The organism is Ruegeria sp. BHSC037 (genome assembly GCF_059613045.1).
On sequence record NZ_JBXWRT010000011.1, the window covers coordinates 58,000 to 73,420 of the forward strand.

A 15,421-nucleotide genomic window follows, 5' to 3' on the forward strand; every position below is an offset into this window, starting at 1 on the left:
ACCCCGAGCCGGTATGACACGCAACAAGGGCCAGATATGCGCCGCATCCTGTTTCTGCTGATTTTCGGGTTCGCCGGGCTGGCGGTTCTTGTGTCTCTGGGCACTTGGCAGGTTCAGCGTCTGGCGTGGAAAGAGGGCATTCTGGCCGACATCGAAGCCCGGATCGCCGCCGATCCGGTATCGCTGCCCGAGGCGGTCGATCCCGATGCCGACCGTTATCTGCCCGTCGAGGTTTCGGGCGAGATGCTGCCCGGCGAAATCCATGTACTGGTTTCGGTCAAGCAGGTCGGGCCGGGCTATCGGATCATCGCGCCGTTCCGAACTGGTGATCGCACGATCCTGGTGGACCGGGGCTTTGTCCCCACAACGGCCAAGCAGGCCGAGCGCCGGACCGGCCCCATGCAGGTTGTCGGAAATCTGCATTGGCCGGATGAGATCGACAGCTACACCCCCGATCCGGACCCGGCGGGCAACATCTGGTTTGCCCGCGACGTGCCCGCGCTGGCCGATGCGCTTGGGGCCGAACCGATCCTACTGGTTGCCCGCAGCCAGACCGATCCCACCATCACGCCGCTGCCGGTGGATACGGCGGGTATTCCCAATGACCATCTGCAATACGCGGTGACATGGTTCGGCTTGGCGCTGGTCTGGGCCGCAATGACCGGATATTTCCTGTGGCGCGGCCGCGCCCCATCAGAAAGTGACGCGCAATGAAATACATCTCGACCCGCGGGCAGGCGCCCGAACTGAGCTTTGAAGAGGCGATGCTGACCGGTCTGGCCCGCGACGGTGGCCTTTACCTGCCTGCCGAAATTCCGGTTCTGAGCCAGGACGAGATCGCCGCGCTGGCCGGGCTGCCCTATGAGGAGATCGCGTTCCGCGTTATGTGGCCGTATGTCAGCGGCTCTTTCGCCGGGGACGAGTTCAAAGAGATCATTGCACGCGCCTATGCCGGGTTCGGTCACGATGCCCGCGCGCCGTTGAAGCAGCTGAACGAGAACCACTTTCTGCTGGAACTGTTTCACGGGCCCACGCTGGCCTTCAAGGATTTCGCCATGCAGCTGATCGGTCAGCTGTTCCAGGTGGCGCTGAAACGGCGGGGCGAGCGTGTTACCATCGTGGGCGCCACCAGCGGTGATACCGGATCGGCCGCGATCGAGGCGTTTCGGGGGCTGAATGCGGTCGATGTGTTCATCCTGTTCCCGCATGGCCGCGTGTCCGAGGTGCAGCGCCGCCAGATGACCACCCCCGCCGACAGCAACGTGCACGCGCTGGCCGTCGATGGCGATTTCGACGACTGTCAGGCCGCCGTGAAGGACATGTTCAACGATTTCGACTTCCGCGACGGGGTCAAGCTGGCGGGGGTGAACTCAATCAACTTTGCCCGGGTGCTGGCGCAGGTGGTCTATTATTTTTCGGCCGCGACCAGCCTGGGTGCGCCGCACCGCAAGGTCAGCTTCACGGTGCCCACCGGCAATTTCGGCGACATCTTCGCCGGCTATATCGCCAAGCGGATGGGTCTGCCCATCGACCGTCTGGTGGTGGCGACCAACCAGAACGACATCCTGCATCGCTGCTTGTCGGGGCAGGGCTATTTCAAGGGCGACACCATCCCCTCGATCAGCCCGTCAATGGACATTCAGGTCAGCTCGAACTTCGAACGCGCGCTGTACTATGCCTATGGCGAAGACGGGCGGGCCGTGGCGCAGTTGATGGACGAGTTGAAACAGGGCGGCTTCCACGTCAGCCAAGGCGCGATGGAGGCTCTGCGCGAAAGTTTCGACTCGGGTCGTGTGTCCGAAGCGGAAACGCTGGCCACGATCAAATCCACGCTGCAACACAGCGCCGAGTTGGTCTGCCCGCACACTGCCGTGGGCATCAAGGTGGCCGAGGACACCCGCGCCGCCGATGTGCCGATGGTCACGCTGGCCACCGCGCACCCTGCGAAATTCCCCGCCGCGGTCGAGCAGGCCAGCGGTGTGCATCCGCCTCTTCCCTCGCGCATGTCCGATCTGTATGAACGTCCGGAACGGGTGACCCGCATCGCCAACGATCTGGGCGCCATCGAGGATCATATCAAAAGGCACATTGCTGAGTGACTGTCAGACTGGACCAACTAACGAACGGCTTTCGGATCGTCAGCGAACAGATGCCGGGGCTGCAATCGGCCGCCATCGGCATCTGGGTGACCGCCGGCGGGCGGCACGAGCGGATCGAACAGAACGGCATCGCGCATTTCCTCGAGCACATGGCCTTCAAGGGCACCGAGCGGCGCTCGGCCCTGCAGATCGCCGAGGCGATCGAGGATGTGGGCGGCTATATCAACGCCTATACCTCGCGCGAGGTGACGGCCTATTACGCCCGGGTGCTTAAGGATGACGTGGCGCTGGCGATGGACGTGGTCGGCGACATCGTCCTGAACCCCGTCTTCGACCCGCGCGAGATCGAGGTTGAGCGCGGCGTGATCCTGCAGGAGATCGGCCAGGCGCATGACACGCCCGACGACGTGATCTTTGACTGGCTGCAGGAACAGAGCTATCGCGATCAGCCGCTGGGCCGCACCATCCTGGGGCCGACCGAACGGGTCAGCGCCTTTTCGCGCGACGACCTGTCGGCCTTCGTAGCCGAGCACTATGCGCCCGACCAGATGATCCTGTCGGCGGCGGGCGCCGTCGATCATGACCAGCTTATGAAACTGGCCGAAGAGATGTTCGGCCATCTGCAACCCCGCAAGGGGCTGCTGCCTGAGCCCGCCCGGTTCACCGGCGGCGAGGCGCGGCGGGACAAGGTGCTGGAGCAGGCGCATTTCGCGTTGGCGCTGGAAAGCCCGGGCTATCGCGATGACGAGATCTATACCGCACAGATCTATTCGACCGCGCTGGGCGGCGGCATGTCCTCGCGCCTGTTCCAGGAAGTGCGCGAGACTCGCGGGCTGTGCTATACGATCTTTGCCCAGACCGGCGCCTATGCCGACACGGGAACGACCACAATCTATGCCGGAACCTCGGCCGATCAGGTGGGCGAGCTGGCCACCATCACCATCGACGAGATGAAGCGCGCCGCCGAGGACATGAGCGCCGAGGAGGTTGCCCGCGCCCGGGCGCAGATGAAGGCCGGGATGCTTATGGGGCTGGAAAGCCCCTCGAACCGGGCCGAGCGTCTGGCCCGGCTGGTGCAGATTTGGGGCCGTGTTCCACCGCTCGAGGAAACCGTGGCCAAGATCGACGCGGTCAGCACCGCTGACGTCCGCGCCTTTGCCGAGAAGATGGCGGTTCAGGCCCCGGCGGCGCTGGCGCTTTATGGGCCGGTCGGTAGTGCGCCGACGCTCGAGCAGTTGCAGGAGAGGCGCGCGGCGTGATGCTGTTGGGCAGACGCAGGCTGAAACTCGAGACCGAGCGGTTGAGCTTGCGCCCGCCCGTGCATTCCGACTTCAACGACTGGGCCGCGCTGCGGCTGGCCTCGCGCGAGTATCTGACCCCGTGGGAGCCGATCTGGGCCAAGGACCATCTGACCCGCAAATCGTTCACCAACCGTGTCTACTGGGCGCAACGCTCGGTGGCCAATGGCACGGCAGTTCCGCTGTTCCTGTTCCGCCGCGCCGACGACGTTCTGGTGGGCGCCATCACGCTGGACAACATCCGCCGGGGGCCGGCGCAGGCCGGAACCCTGGGATATTGGACCGGGCAGGTTTTTGCCCGGCAGGGGTATATGCGCGAGGCCATCGGCGCCGTGGTGCATTACGCCTTTACCCGCCTGGACCTGAGCCGGATCGAGGCCGCCTGCCTGCCGGAAAACGCCGCCTCTCGCGGGCTATTGGAAAGCTCGGGCTTCAAATACGAGGGCGTGGCGCAATCCTATTTGCAGATCAATGGGCGTTGGCGGACACATGTACTCTATGCGTCGCTGCGTTCGGACCGGCGCGGGCGGACGGACGCGGGCTAGGCCGCCCGTTCGGCGCTGGTGCTGGCGGGACTGTTTGCAAAATCTTGGCCCCGTGACGTGACTCGGGTACCGGATGCGCTAGACTGTCTGGCATGAGGAGTATTTTGACGGGTCTGATCTTGCTGGCAGGGACGGCGGCGGCGCAGGAGCGTCGGCCGAGCCATTGCATCGCCATCGCCCAGAACACCCCCGGAATCCAATATCTGCACAAGGCGGCGTGGCAGGATCCGGTGCCCGAATTTTCGGTCCGGATTAGCTATGTCGCGCATGCGTCCTTTCTGATCCAGACACCGGGCGGGCTGAATGCGGTGACCGACTATACCGGCTTCATCGGCGGCGCGGATCTGATCCCCGACATCGTGACGATGAACCACGCCCATGACACCCATTGGACCGCCTATCCCGATCCGGCCATACCGCATGTGCTGCCGGGGTGGGGCGAGTTCGGGCAGGGCATCGAACACCATCTCGATCTGGGCGAATTGCTGGTGCGCAACGTTTCGACCGATATTCGGTCCGCGTATGGCGGGGTGGAAGAGCGCGGAAACTCGATCTTCGTGTTCGAGGTCGAAGGCCTGTGCATCGGCCATCTGGGGCATCTGCACCATGTGCCATCCGACGAACAGTTCGCGGCCTTGGGGCGGCTGGACGTGGTCATGGCGGCGGTGGACGGGGGCACGACCATGCCCTTGCCCGAGATGATCTCGGTCCTGCAACGGCTGAAAAGCTCGGTCATCATTCCGATGCACTGGTTCTCGGGATATTCGCTGGACCGGTTCCTGGCCGATATCCGATCCGACTTTCCGGTGCGCCGGGACGGGGTTTCGGAAATCGAAGTATCGCTGCGGACCTTGCCGGACCGCCCGACGGTGGTGGTGCTCGAGCCGCGATACTTGATGGAGCTGGAATAAGCCTTGCCGTCCGCCGCAGGCTTGGGCATGCAGAGGGCATGCATTTGAACCCTGCCGACGAAACCTTTGCCGAAACCATCCGCGCCTGCCTGGGTGACGATATTCTGCGCTCGGTCGAGCCGCGTTATCTGGAAGAGCCGCGCAGCCGCTTTGCCGGGCATGCGGGTCTGCTGGCCTTGCCTCGCACGGTTGAGCAGGTCGCAGCCTTGGTGCGGTTGGCGTCCGAGGCCCGCGTGCCGGTGGTGCCATACGGTGGCGGCACTGGCCTTGTGGGCGGGCAGGTCATGGCGGATGGCCCCGCGCCCCTGATCCTGTCGCTCGAGCGGATGCGCGCGATACGGGCCGTTTACCCAACCGAAAACATCCTGATCGCCGAGGCCGGCGCGGTGCTGGCCGACATTCAGGCCGCGGCCGAGACGGCCAACCGGCTGTTTCCGCTGTCGCTGGCGGCGCAGGGGTCCTGCCGGATCGGGGGAAACCTGGCCACCAATGCCGGGGGCTTGAACGTCCTGCGCTATGGCAACGCGCGGGATCTGTGCTTGGGGCTCGAAGCGGTTCTGCCCAACGGGGACATCTGGCACGGGCTGGGGCGGCTGCGCAAGGACAACACCGGCTATGACTTGCGCAACCTGCTGATCGGATCCGAGGGCACGCTGGGGGTCATCACCGCCGCCTCGCTCAAGCTGTTCCCGCGTCCTGCCGGGCTGGGCACGGCGATCTTTCAGGTGACCAGCCCCGAAGCGGCGATCGACCTGCTGGCACTGGCCCGGGACCATCTGGGCGAAACCGTCAGCGCGTTCGAACTGATCCACAGACAGGGGCTGGATTTTCTGGCAGAGGTCTTGCCGGACGTGCGGCAACCCTTTGACACACCGCCGGAATGGTCAGTCCTGATCGAGCTGGGATTGCCGACCGAGCACGAGCCCGAGGCGGCGCTGGAGTCCTTGTTCGTCGCTGCCGAGGCCCGCAGTCTGGTGTCAGACGGCGTCATCGCCCAGAGCGCCGCGCAGCGCGACGCGCTGTGGTCGGTGCGCGAACGCATCCCCGAGGCGAACCGGTTGATCGGTTCGGTGTCCAGCCACGATATCTCGGTTCCGATTTCGCGGATCCCCGACTTCATCCGGCAAGGCGGCAGGGCGATTGCCGCCCTTGGACCGTTCCGGGTGAACTGCTTTGGTCATCTGGGGGACGGCAACCTGCACTACAACGTCTTCCCGCCCAAAGGCCGCGACCGGGGCGAGTTCAATGACCGGCGCGCCGCGATCAAGCGCACGGTTCATGACTTGGTGCAAGAATTTGAAGGATCGGTCAGTGCCGAGCATGGGGTGGGCCGTTTGAAGACCGGCGATCTGGAACGCTATGGTGATCCGGCCAAACTGTCGGCCATGCGCTCTATCAAGGCTGCTTTGGACCCGCTCGGCATAATGAACCCGGGCGCCGTCCTGTCAAATGCGTGAGTGCGGCCCGGTGCGCCGGGCCGCAACTACCAATCCGTTACGATGCGGGCAGGATAACCTTGTCGATGACGTGGATCACGCCATTGCTGGTTTCGATATCTGCCTGAACGACATTTGCGTCATTGACCATGACACCGTTGTCGAGGTCGATTGTGATCTCTCCACCCTGAACGGTGGCGGCAGTCATGTCGTCGGACAGATCACCCGACATCACCTTGCCCGGAACCACGTGGTAGGTGAGGATCGCGACAAGCTGATCCTTGTTCTCGGGCTTCAGAAGCGTTTCCACGGTGCCTTCGGGCAGAGCGGCAAATGCCTCATCGGTGGGCGCGAAAACGGTGAAGGGGCCTTCGCCCTTCAGCGTGTCAACCAACTCGGCCGCCTGTACGGCTGCGACCAGAGTGTTGAAACTGCCGGCGCTTACAGCGGTGTCCACGATGTCCTTGCCGTGGCCGTCGGCCATGGCAGCGGTCGAAAACAGGATACTGGCGACGCCGGCAACAGCGAATTTGCGAAACATGATCTACTTCCCTTGTTGAGGATGTCATCGGCGACATCAGGGGCGATACGGCGATAGGCCGGAAAGGGATCATGTGTCGGCGGCAAAAAACCGACTGGAAAACGAACGACCCTGCGCTAAGCACGCGGTGTTTCCAGCGGCAAGTCACGAAATCGTGACTGTTGTCTGTTCACAGCCCTTCGAATTCGCACAGGACATGGACGTCCATGCCCATCTCCTCCAGCACCTTCCGCCCACCCAGCTCGGGCAGGTCGATGATGAAGGCGCAGCTTACGATTTCACCGCCCAGACGTTCGATCAGCTTGATGCCTGCCGCAGCAGTGCCGCCGGTGGCGAGTAGGTCATCGACCACCAAAACCTTTTCGCCGGGCTGGATCGCGTCATCGTGGATCTCGACGATGGCCTCGCCGTATTCCAGCTTGTATTCCTCGCTGATCGTGGTGCCCGGCAGTTTGCCCTTCTTGCGGATCGGAACGAAGCCGACACTCAGCTGGTGCGCGATCGCGCCCCCCAGGATGAAGCCACGCGCCTCGAGCCCCACGACCTTGTCGATGCGTTCGCCGGCATAGGGGTGCAGCATCTGATCGATGGCCATGCGAAACCCACGCGGATCGGCAAACAGGGTCGTCACGTCGCGGAACATGATCCCTTCGTGGGGGAAATCGACGATGGTCCGAATGTAATCCTTGACCGTTTTGCTTCTGGACATGGGGCGACCCTTCTTGCGTCAGAACACGGCGGTGTTTGGCGCATCGCGGCCAGTCATGCAAGCGGCAGTTGCCGGCCTGCGCGTTTTTGCTGCGGAGGGGGCGGCTCAGGCCGGGCGGCGCAGTACCGCAGTGGCCACGCCCATTCCGATCAGGGTCAGTCCTCCGAAACGGGTCATGCCGGTGATGATGCCGGGGCGGCCGATTACGCGGCGCAGCCGGTCGGCCAGCAGCGCATAGGCCAGGGCGTTCAGCCCGGCCAATCCCACGAAAGTGGCGATCAAAATGGCGAATTGCGGGCCCAACGGCTCGGCCGGGCGCAGGAATTGCGGCACGAAGGCGATGAAGAAAGCGATGGATTTGGGGTTCAGCGCAGTGACAGCGGCCGCATGGCCGAACACGCCGCGCGCGGTGACGGCGCGCTTGGTAGCAACCGCCTGCATACCGCCGGACGGCGCACTGCGCAGCAGCTTGATGCCCAGCCAGACGAGATATGCGGCGCCCACCCATTTCAGCACCGAAAACAGGGTGGCCGACGCTAGCACCAGTGCCCCAAGCCCCAGCAACGACGCGGTCATGGCGATCAGGTCCCCCAGCGCAACCCCTGTGGCCGAGGCCACGGCCACGCTGCGCCCTTTGGACAGCGCATAGCTCAGCACCAACAGAACCGTCGGTCCCGGGATCAGCAGAAGGGCGGTCGAGGCGGCGACGAAGGCCAGCCAAAGTTCAAGATCCATCACGCACCTCAGTCAGATCCGCCGCAGCAAGCCTGAAAAAACACTTGGCCGAAAGGGCCATTCATAACACCCGGCCTGCCACCGCATCCAGCTTGGCCAGCAATAGCGGGTCGCGCTTTTCCGGAGCTGTCAAAATCGCGTGGTCCAGCGCCCGGTCGCAGCCATGCGGGCAGGGCGCGCGGTCTGCTCCCAGCAGGGCGGGCAGGCCTTTGACCAACGCGCGCGCCTTCTCGGCATTACCGGTCAGCGTCGCGATGATCGCGGTCACGTCCACCTCGCCGTGATCGGGGTGCCAGCTGTCATAGTCGGTAACCATCGCTACCGAGGCGTAGCAAAGCTCGGCCTCGCGGGCCAGTTTGGCCTCGGGCATGTTGGTCATGCCGATCACGTCGCAGCCCCACTGCTCGCGGTACATCTTCGATTCCGCCAGCGTCGAGAATTGCGGCCCTTCCATCGCCAGGTAGGTGCCGCCACGGTGCACGGTGATACCGACCGCCCGGGCGGCGGATTCACAGGCATCGCCCAGGCGCGGGCAGGTTGGATGGGCCACGCTGACATGGGCGACGCAGCCGGTGCTGAAAAAGCTTTTCTCGCGGGCGAAGGTGCGGTCGATGAACTGATCCACGATCACGAAATCTCCCGGCGCCATGTGCTCGCGGAAGGACCCGCAGGCCGAAACCGAGATCACGTCGGTCACCCCCAGCCGCTTCAGCGCGTCGATATTGGCGCGATAGGGCACCTCGGTCGGTGAATGCACATGCCCGCGCCCGTGGCGGGGCAGAAAGGCCATCCCGATGCCGTTCAATGTCCCGGTCAGGATCTGGTCGGACGGCGCGCCCCAGGGCGTTTCCACGGTAACCCATTGCGGCGTTTCCAGCCCATCGATGTCATAAATTCCCGATCCGCCGATGACGGCAATCTTTGTCTGGGCCACGTTCGTTCTCCGCTGCGATACCTGCCTCTGGGAATTTCTGCGGTCTCATCGGGCATTTGGCAAGGCTTGCCGGTGTTTTTGCGCCCCACAGGGGCCACAAGGCGCGCGGCCTTGCAGTTTTTGCATGACAGCCTGCCATCGATGGGCTAGCAGACAGCGCCGAAGGCGGGTATACGACCGCCTTCGCGCGAACATTCTGACCCACAGGACCATTTCATGCCCCGAGCCTTGCTGGCAAGCTTTGCCAATCGCCTCGCTATTCCCGATCTGAGCTGGATGCCGGACGAAAAGCTGACCCCCGCCCGCCTGCGGATCGAGCTTCTGTCGGGCCTGACCGTCGCCCTGGCCTTGGTGCCCGAAGCGGTGGCCTTTGCCTTCGTCGCCGGGGTTCATCCGCTGGTGGGCCTCTACGCGGCGTTCCTGGTGGGGCTGATCACCGCGCTGATTGGGGGCCGTCCGGGTATGATCTCGGGCGCAACCGGTGCGCTGGCGGTCGTCATGGTGGCTCTGGTGGCGCAGCACGGGGTCGAATACCTGTTCGCCACGGTGGTCTTGATGGGCATTCTGCAGATCATCGCGGGGGCCATGCACTGGGGCCGGTTCATCCGACTGGTGCCGCATCCGGTGATGCTGGGCTTTGTCAACGGCCTGGCCATCGTAATCTTTCTGGCGCAACTGGGCCAGTTCAAGGTGCCGGGCACGATGGAAAACACTGGCCACGGCATGAGCGGCGGTGAATGGCTGTCCGGGATGCAACTCTATACGATGCTGGGGCTGGTCGCGCTGACCATGGCGGTGATCTGGGTGATGCCGCGCATCACGCGCATCGTGCCAGCGCCGCTGGCGGGCATCGTCGTGGTTGCCGCGTTGGTGATCGGCATGGGGCTGGATGTCCCGCGCGTCGGTGACCTGGCCTCGATCGAGGGCGGACTGCCGAAATTCCATATCCCCATGGTTCCGCTGAACTGGGAGACCTTCGAAATCATCCTGCCCTACGCCGTGATCCTGGCCGCCATCGGCCTGATCGAATCTCTGCTGACGCTGAACCTGGTGGGCGAGATTACCGGCAAGCGCGGCGGTGCATCGCAGGAATGCATCGCGCAGGGCACCGCCAACGTCGTGACCGGGTTCTTTGGCGGCATGGGCGGCTGTGCGATGATCGGGCAGTCGATGATCAACGTGAAGTCCGGCGGCCGCACGCGCATCGCGGGGATCGCTGCCGCGCTGTTCCTGCTGGTGTTCATACTTGTCGGTTCGCCTCTGATCGAACAGATCCCGCTGGCCGCGCTGGTTGGCGTGATGTTCATGGTGGTGATCGGCACCTTCGCCTGGAACTCGTTCAACATCCTGCGCAAGGTACCGCTGACCGACGCCTTCGTCATCGTTCTGGTCACCGTCGTCACCGTGATGGAAGACCTCGCCGTGGCCGTCGTGGTCGGTGTGATCGTTTCGGCGCTGGCCTATGCCTGGAACAACGCCAAGCGCATCCACGCGGTCACCCGCGACTCCGAAACCGAGAAAGGCGCCAAGGTCTACGAGATCAAGGGCCCGTTGTTCTTTGGCTCGTCCGAGGGGTTTGTTGAACTGTTCGATGTCCAGAACGACCCGGAAACGGTGATCGTGGACTTTGCCGACAGCCGAGTGGTTGACCAATCGGCCCTGCAGGCCATCGAAAACGTCGCCGCGAAATACGAGGCGGCAGGCAAGCGTGTCATGCTGCGCCATCTCAGCCGCGACTGTCACAAGCTGCTCAAGAAAGCGGGTCACCTGATGGTCGATAGCGACGATGACCCGGATTACGGCCTTGCGGTCGACTATTCTGTTCGAACCGGCATTCTGGGCGGCCACTGAGGAAATGCGAGGCTCTGCCTCGCGCTCCGGGATATTTACAGCCAGATGAAGAACGCGCGAGTCCTTCATCTGGCCAAAATTATCCCGGGGGAGTCGCGCACAGCGCGGCGGGGGCAGAGCCCCCAAACCCGGCTCAATCGTCTGGACGATTGAGGGAAAACAATTCCGTAACCACCGAGTAGTCGCGATAGCCAAGCCGCGACAATGGTTGAAAGGTGGTGACGTCGAACTTGCCGTCCTTCAGGCAGTCATCGCGCAGGTGCACGCCGATGACCTCTCCGAAAACCACCCGGTTGGCTTGGCCAGGCAACGTGACGATCTGGGTCAGTTTGCATTCCAGCGCGGCAGGGGCGCCTTCGATGCGGGCGCATGGGATGGTTTCGCATTCCACCGGTGTCAAGCCGGCGTGGGCGAACTCGTCCACCTCTTTCGGAAGGCTGGCCGAGCTTGCGTTCATCGCATCCCGATGGGCCTGGGCCACCACGTTGACGCAAAAGACGCCGGTCGCCTCGATATTGGCGATGCTGTCCTTTCCGCTGTCTTGGTCGTGCTTTGTGCCGGTGGAGGCGAACATTACCTGCGGAGGAGTATAGGCGACCCCGTTGAAGAACGAATAGGGCGCCAGGTTGTTGATTCCGTCCGCGCCGCGGGTCGAGATCCATCCGATCGGGCGCGGCGTGATGATGGCGTTGAACGGGTTGTGCGGCAATCCGTGACCGTCTTCGGGGCGATAGAACATCTGATCTCCAAGCGTTTGCTCAAGGCCTAGCGAAGTGCTAGGGCGATTTCCAGAGTCGAAAAGAGGGCCGCGGTGCAGCAGTTCGGGATCAGGCCGGAAGAGCCGGAGGATTGGTGGGAAGTCGAAGCCCTCTACGACCTGTGCTTTGCGCCGGGGCGCGAGGCGCTGTCGTCCTACCGCTTGCGCGACGATGTTCCGCCAGTGTCAGGGCTGTCGATGGTGGCGCGCGACGGGCAGGGGATTTTGGCCGGGGCCATCCGATTCTGGCCCGTTCATGTTGGCGCACACGATGCGCTTTTGCTGGGGCCCGTGGCCGTCCACCCAACCCACCAGGGCGAAGGGTTGGGTGGTTTTCTGATCCGTGAAGGCATCGAAGCGGGGCGGGCCAAAGGGTGGGAGCGGGTCATGCTGGTCGGTGACGCGCCCTACTATTCACGCTTTGGGTTTGCCCGGCTCGAGGGGGTAGAGATGCCGCCGCCAACCAACCCGGATCGTGTGCTTGGCCTGGATTTGGCGCCCGGCGCCTGGAAGGGAATAGGCGGAGAAGTCACGCGTTGGACACGCTGACCTATTGAAAGCGCGCGCACTGATGCCGATCTTTCGGGGGCAGGAGGAGACCGGATGCACGATATTTTGCGAGTGCAGCGCCCTGACCCCGAAGCCGAGCTTGACCGACTTGCGGGATACTATCGCGACGCCGGGGGCGCCGGCGTGAAGTTTCTGAACCGCATGGGCGGATCGGCGGAATCATTGCTCGAGCAATTGCCAGTTCCGGTTCGATCGGGTCTGACGGGGGCCACCGAACAGGCGCTGTGGGTGGCCGTCCGTGCGGCGAACGGATCGCGGCGCGCAGTTCCGGATCAAGAGCCGTGGGTCAACACGATCGTCGCCACCACCATGGGCGCAGTTGGCGGTACGGGTGGCTTGACCACCGCGCTGATCGAACTGCCGGTCACGACGACCATGCTGTTGCGTGCGATCCAGGGGGCTGCCGCCCGCGAGGGGTTCGATCCATCGGCCGAAAACGTCAAGTTCGACTGCGTGCGGGTTCTGTCCGCCGCCGGCCCGCTGTCGCATGACGATGGCGCCGACCTGGGTTTCTTCTCGGTGCGCCTGACATTGACCGGCCCGGCGATACAAAAGCTGATCGCGGCCGTTGCGCCCAGACTGTCGGTGGCGCTTGGTCAGAAATTGGCCGCGCAGACCCTGCCGGTGCTTGGGGCCGTTGCCGGGGGCGGCATCAACTATGTCTATTCCCGTTATTACCAGCAGATCGCCCGGGTTCACTTCGGCCTGCGTCGGTTGGCCGTCGACGCCGACATTCCACATGAAGATCTGGTTCAGCGGTTGGAGCGCCGCATAATTGGGTGACAGATCGCCCCAAATTGGACAATTCCGCCTGAAGTGGTAGTTTGAAACTGACCGACCTGCGGGATAAGCGGGCGGTTTAGCAGGAAAATGAGGCCTGTCGAGAGGATGCTGAACGTGAAAGACGCCGGGATTTCGTCGGACGGCGCATTCGCCTCCGAGCCACTGCCGGTCATTCGGCAAGTGGCGGCCTTGTGCCATCGACAGACGCAGGCAGGGCTTGAAGTTCTGTTGATATCTACGCGCGGGTCCGGCCGCTGGATCATTCCCAAGGGTTGGGCAATAACCGGTCTGAGCGACGCGGAGTCCGCCGCGCGCGAGGCTTGGGAAGAGGCCGGCGCGACCGGCCATTGCGACACCCGGCGTATCGGAAGTTTCGCCCATGCCAAGCACCACAAGCGGCTGGGGCGCGTGATGTGTCTGGTCGACGTCTTCCCTCTGCGGGTCACCGAGGTGGCCGAAATTTTCCCCGAGGCCGGTCAGCGGCGCAGGGCATGGTTCAAGCTGGACGAGGGGGCCGACAGGGTTGCCGGGCGGGACCTGTCCGCATTGCTCCGGGGCTTTTCGCCTGCTGAGGTCCGGGGCTCAGCGAGAAAGGCTTGATATCGCCATGTCTGACGGTATCTATTCAACAACCGACTTTTGGGACGCAAGATGATTCAATACGCCCTGAAATGCAGCAACGGTCACGGGTTCGACAGCTGGTTCCAGTCGGCCGATGCCTATGACAAGCTCGCCAAGGCGGGCATGGTATCCTGCGCGCAATGTGGCTGCACGTCTGTTGAAAAAGCGATCATGACGCCTCGCGTGCAAACAGGGCGCACGGCCGAATCCCAAATCCCGCGATCCGCCCCCGACCCTGGCGCAGCTCCGTCCCGTGTCGAAATCGAACGCGTTCTGAAAGAGCTGCGCACCAAGGTCGAGGCCAACTCCGACTACGTCGGGCGGGATTTCGCGCGCGAGGCCCGCAAGATTCATCTGGGCGAAGCACCCGAGCGTCCCATCTATGGCGAGGCCAGGTTGGAGGAGGCGAAGGCGCTGATCGAAGATGGTGTGCCGGTGGCGCCTCTGCCTTTCGTGCCCAGCCGAAAGACGAACTGAGCGATGCATGTTCTGATCACCGGCGCCAATCGGGGGATCGGACGGGCTCTGGCCGATCTCTACAAAGGGCAGGGCCACCAGGTCACCGGCACCGCCCGCGATGGCAGTGCCAAGGTCAAACTGGACGTGACCAATCCGGCCGATCATGCGGCGATGGCGCGCGCGCTGCAAGGGCAACCGGTTGACCTGCTGGTGTGCAACGCGGGCGTCTATCTGGACAAGGGCCAGACGATCGAGGGCTATCCGGCCGAGATGTGGGCCCAGACCTTCGCCGCCAATGTGACCGGCGTGTTTCTGACTATTCAGGCCCTGCTGCCCAATCTGCGGGCCGCCCGCGGCAAGATCGCGATCATCTCGTCGCAGATGGCCTCGCACACACGGGCGCCAGGAGGGAGTTATATCTATCGTGCTTCAAAAGCTGCCGCGCTGAATCTCGGGCGCAACCTGGCGGTCGATCTGAAGCGGGACGGCATCGCCGTCGGTATCTATCACCCCGGATGGGTGCGGACGGACATGGGCGGTCAGGCCGCCGACATCACCGTCTCACAGGCCGTTGCCGGGCTGGCCGAGCGTTTCGAGGCGCTAAGCCTGGATACCACCGGGTGTTTCGAAACGTGGGACGGGCAGGCGCATCCTTACTGAGCTGCCAGCGCTGCTTTGGGAATCTCGTAGACTTCACCGGGATCGATGAAGATCACCAGAATATCGCCGCGGGTTTCCGACGTGATCTGTGCGGTTGCGCTGCTGGAATCCGGCTTTCCATCGGTGAAATAGATGCGGCGCACCTCGCCAGTGGGCAGTTGTACCGCCAGCGTGGCGGTTCCGTCCTCTTTACGGCGCAACTCGGCCGGGCAGCTTTGCAGGGGTTGGCCGGACAGGGCAGTGCAAGGCACGGTTCCCAAGGCGTTTTGACCATCCGTGCCGGACAGGGTGGCCACCTGGGCCACCGCAGGTGTGGACATCAGGGCAAGGGCGGAAACGAAACGCAGCATGAAAAACCTCATGGTGTAAACGGCTGATCCCACGCTGGCATTGCCGGCACCGGTTGTAAAGCGGCCGCGCGCCGCAGGGCGCGCCCCTTTGCACTCTTGCCCTATCGGGTCCCCTCGCATAAGACGCACGGGACCGGAAATCCAAGGCGCGGAGACATTTGC

The 15,421-nt window shown here is 63.6% G+C and carries 18 protein-coding genes; 12 read left to right on the forward strand and 6 right to left on the reverse strand.

Annotated elements, in window-relative coordinates; all coding sequences use genetic code 11:
* Window positions 1-36 precede the first annotated feature (36 nt).
* The 6 genes from AC2FMN_RS12115 to AC2FMN_RS12140 all read left to right on the forward strand — a co-directional run bounded on the left by AC2FMN_RS12115 (window position 37) and on the right by AC2FMN_RS12140 (window position 6,310).
* Window positions 37-714 (forward strand): SURF1 family protein, encoded by a 678-nt coding sequence (locus AC2FMN_RS12115; protein ID WP_496688427.1) that lies wholly within the window; start codon window positions 37-39, stop codon window positions 712-714.
* Window positions 711-2,099: a threonine synthase gene (gene thrC / locus AC2FMN_RS12120; protein ID WP_496688429.1), complete on the forward strand. Its 1,389-nt coding sequence runs from the start codon at window positions 711-713 to the stop codon at window positions 2,097-2,099. The genes AC2FMN_RS12115 and thrC overlap by 4 nt, the downstream gene beginning before the upstream one ends.
* The gene (locus AC2FMN_RS12125) at window positions 2,096-3,358 is read left to right on the forward strand and encodes a M16 family metallopeptidase (protein WP_496688430.1); all 1,263 of its coding nucleotides are present in this window, start codon (window positions 2,096-2,098) and stop codon (window positions 3,356-3,358) included. The genes thrC and AC2FMN_RS12125 overlap by 4 nt, the downstream gene beginning before the upstream one ends.
* Window positions 3,358-3,942, forward strand: coding sequence for a GNAT family N-acetyltransferase (locus AC2FMN_RS12130; protein WP_496681444.1), 585 nt, complete (start codon window positions 3,358-3,360; stop codon window positions 3,940-3,942). Before AC2FMN_RS12125 ends, AC2FMN_RS12130 begins: the two co-directional genes overlap by 1 nt.
* A gap of 92 nt (window positions 3,943-4,034) precedes the next feature.
* A complete protein-coding gene (locus AC2FMN_RS12135) occupies window positions 4,035-4,853 on the forward strand; it encodes an MBL fold metallo-hydrolase (RefSeq protein ID WP_496681447.1) in 819 nt (272 codons plus the stop codon).
* Window positions 4,854-4,891: 38 nt separating this feature from the next.
* Window positions 4,892-6,310 carry an FAD-binding oxidoreductase gene (locus AC2FMN_RS12140; RefSeq protein ID WP_496688432.1) on the forward strand — a complete coding sequence of 473 codons (1,419 nt, stop codon included), beginning with the start codon at window positions 4,892-4,894 and terminating at the stop codon, window positions 6,308-6,310.
* Between the two features lie 37 nt (window positions 6,311-6,347).
* Here the strand turns inward: AC2FMN_RS12140 and AC2FMN_RS12145 are convergent, their stop codons facing one another.
* From AC2FMN_RS12145 to AC2FMN_RS12160, 4 genes are all read right to left on the reverse strand, one after another.
* Window positions 6,348-6,830 (reverse strand): fasciclin domain-containing protein, encoded by a 483-nt coding sequence (locus tag AC2FMN_RS12145; RefSeq protein WP_005977763.1) that lies wholly within the window; start codon window positions 6,828-6,830, stop codon window positions 6,348-6,350.
* 169 nt (window positions 6,831-6,999) lie between these two features.
* The gene (locus AC2FMN_RS12150) at window positions 7,000-7,539 is read right to left on the reverse strand and encodes an adenine phosphoribosyltransferase (protein ID WP_170337941.1); all 540 of its coding nucleotides are present in this window, start codon (window positions 7,537-7,539) and stop codon (window positions 7,000-7,002) included.
* A gap of 105 nt (window positions 7,540-7,644) precedes the next feature.
* Window positions 7,645-8,274, reverse strand: a complete 630-nt coding sequence (locus AC2FMN_RS12155) for a LysE family translocator (RefSeq protein ID WP_496688434.1) — start codon at window positions 8,272-8,274, stop codon at window positions 7,645-7,647.
* A 61-nt stretch (window positions 8,275-8,335) separates the two neighbouring features.
* The gene (locus AC2FMN_RS12160) at window positions 8,336-9,208 is read right to left on the reverse strand and encodes an S-methyl-5'-thioadenosine phosphorylase (protein WP_496688436.1); all 873 of its coding nucleotides are present in this window, start codon (window positions 9,206-9,208) and stop codon (window positions 8,336-8,338) included.
* Between the two features lie 216 nt (window positions 9,209-9,424).
* On the opposite strand from AC2FMN_RS12160, the gene AC2FMN_RS12165 reads away from it, so the two are divergent.
* Complete coding sequence (locus AC2FMN_RS12165; protein ID WP_496688438.1) at window positions 9,425-11,059, forward strand: SulP family inorganic anion transporter; 1,635 nt, start codon at window positions 9,425-9,427, stop codon at window positions 11,057-11,059.
* A 133-nt stretch (window positions 11,060-11,192) separates the two neighbouring features.
* Here AC2FMN_RS12165 and AC2FMN_RS12170 read toward each other — a convergent pair whose 3' ends face one another.
* Window positions 11,193-11,798 (reverse strand): flavin reductase family protein, encoded by a 606-nt coding sequence (locus tag AC2FMN_RS12170; protein ID WP_496688440.1) that lies wholly within the window; start codon window positions 11,796-11,798, stop codon window positions 11,193-11,195.
* A gap of 72 nt (window positions 11,799-11,870) precedes the next feature.
* Here AC2FMN_RS12170 and AC2FMN_RS12175 point away from each other — a divergent pair, with 72 nt between their 5' ends.
* The 5 genes from AC2FMN_RS12175 to AC2FMN_RS12195 all read left to right on the forward strand — a co-directional run bounded on the left by AC2FMN_RS12175 (window position 11,871) and on the right by AC2FMN_RS12195 (window position 14,909).
* Window positions 11,871-12,365, forward strand: coding sequence for a GNAT family N-acetyltransferase (locus tag AC2FMN_RS12175; RefSeq protein WP_496688441.1), 495 nt, complete (start codon window positions 11,871-11,873; stop codon window positions 12,363-12,365).
* A 54-nt stretch (window positions 12,366-12,419) separates the two neighbouring features.
* Window positions 12,420-13,169 (forward strand): EcsC family protein, encoded by a 750-nt coding sequence (locus AC2FMN_RS12180; protein WP_496683365.1) that lies wholly within the window; start codon window positions 12,420-12,422, stop codon window positions 13,167-13,169.
* A gap of 105 nt (window positions 13,170-13,274) precedes the next feature.
* Window positions 13,275-13,769, forward strand: coding sequence for an NUDIX hydrolase (locus tag AC2FMN_RS12185; RefSeq protein WP_496688442.1), 495 nt, complete (start codon window positions 13,275-13,277; stop codon window positions 13,767-13,769).
* A 51-nt stretch (window positions 13,770-13,820) separates the two neighbouring features.
* Complete coding sequence (locus AC2FMN_RS12190; protein WP_496688444.1) at window positions 13,821-14,267, forward strand: DUF1178 family protein; 447 nt, start codon at window positions 13,821-13,823, stop codon at window positions 14,265-14,267.
* A gap of 3 nt (window positions 14,268-14,270) precedes the next feature.
* The gene (locus AC2FMN_RS12195) at window positions 14,271-14,909 is read left to right on the forward strand and encodes an SDR family oxidoreductase (RefSeq protein ID WP_496688446.1); all 639 of its coding nucleotides are present in this window, start codon (window positions 14,271-14,273) and stop codon (window positions 14,907-14,909) included.
* Here AC2FMN_RS12195 and AC2FMN_RS12200 read toward each other — a convergent pair.
* Complete coding sequence (locus AC2FMN_RS12200) at window positions 14,903-15,259, reverse strand: hypothetical protein (protein WP_496683357.1); 357 nt, start codon at window positions 15,257-15,259, stop codon at window positions 14,903-14,905. The genes AC2FMN_RS12195 and AC2FMN_RS12200 overlap by 7 nt on opposite strands.
* Window positions 15,260-15,421: the final 162 nt, after the last annotated feature.

Coding starts and splice junctions, on each gene's coding strand:
- AC2FMN_RS12130 (WP_496681444.1), top strand. CDS start 3,358: ATGCTGTTGGGCAGACGCAGGCTGAAACTCGAGACCGAGCGGTTGAGC.
- AC2FMN_RS12140 (WP_496688432.1), top strand. CDS start 4,892: ATGCATTTGAACCCTGCCGACGAAACCTTTGCCGAAACCATCCGCGCC.
- AC2FMN_RS12190 (WP_496688444.1), top strand. CDS start 13,821: ATGATTCAATACGCCCTGAAATGCAGCAACGGTCACGGGTTCGACAGC.
- AC2FMN_RS12185 (WP_496688442.1), top strand. CDS start 13,275: ATGCTGAACGTGAAAGACGCCGGGATTTCGTCGGACGGCGCATTCGCC.
- AC2FMN_RS12145 (WP_005977763.1), bottom strand. CDS start 6,830: ATGTTTCGCAAATTCGCTGTTGCCGGCGTCGCCAGTATCCTGTTTTCG.
- AC2FMN_RS12200 (WP_496683357.1), bottom strand. CDS start 15,259: ATGCTGCGTTTCGTTTCCGCCCTTGCCCTGATGTCCACACCTGCGGTG.
- AC2FMN_RS12195 (WP_496688446.1), top strand. CDS start 14,271: ATGCATGTTCTGATCACCGGCGCCAATCGGGGGATCGGACGGGCTCTG.
- thrC (WP_496688429.1), top strand. CDS start 711: ATGAAATACATCTCGACCCGCGGGCAGGCGCCCGAACTGAGCTTTGAA.
- AC2FMN_RS12155 (WP_496688434.1), bottom strand. CDS start 8,274: ATGGATCTTGAACTTTGGCTGGCCTTCGTCGCCGCCTCGACCGCCCTT.
- AC2FMN_RS12165 (WP_496688438.1), top strand. CDS start 9,425: ATGCCCCGAGCCTTGCTGGCAAGCTTTGCCAATCGCCTCGCTATTCCC.
- AC2FMN_RS12170 (WP_496688440.1), bottom strand. CDS start 11,798: ATGTTCTATCGCCCCGAAGACGGTCACGGATTGCCGCACAACCCGTTC.
- AC2FMN_RS12150 (WP_170337941.1), bottom strand. CDS start 7,539: ATGTCCAGAAGCAAAACGGTCAAGGATTACATTCGGACCATCGTCGAT.
- AC2FMN_RS12135 (WP_496681447.1), top strand. CDS start 4,035: ATGAGGAGTATTTTGACGGGTCTGATCTTGCTGGCAGGGACGGCGGCG.
- AC2FMN_RS12115 (WP_496688427.1), top strand. CDS start 37: ATGCGCCGCATCCTGTTTCTGCTGATTTTCGGGTTCGCCGGGCTGGCG.
- AC2FMN_RS12180 (WP_496683365.1), top strand. CDS start 12,420: ATGCACGATATTTTGCGAGTGCAGCGCCCTGACCCCGAAGCCGAGCTT.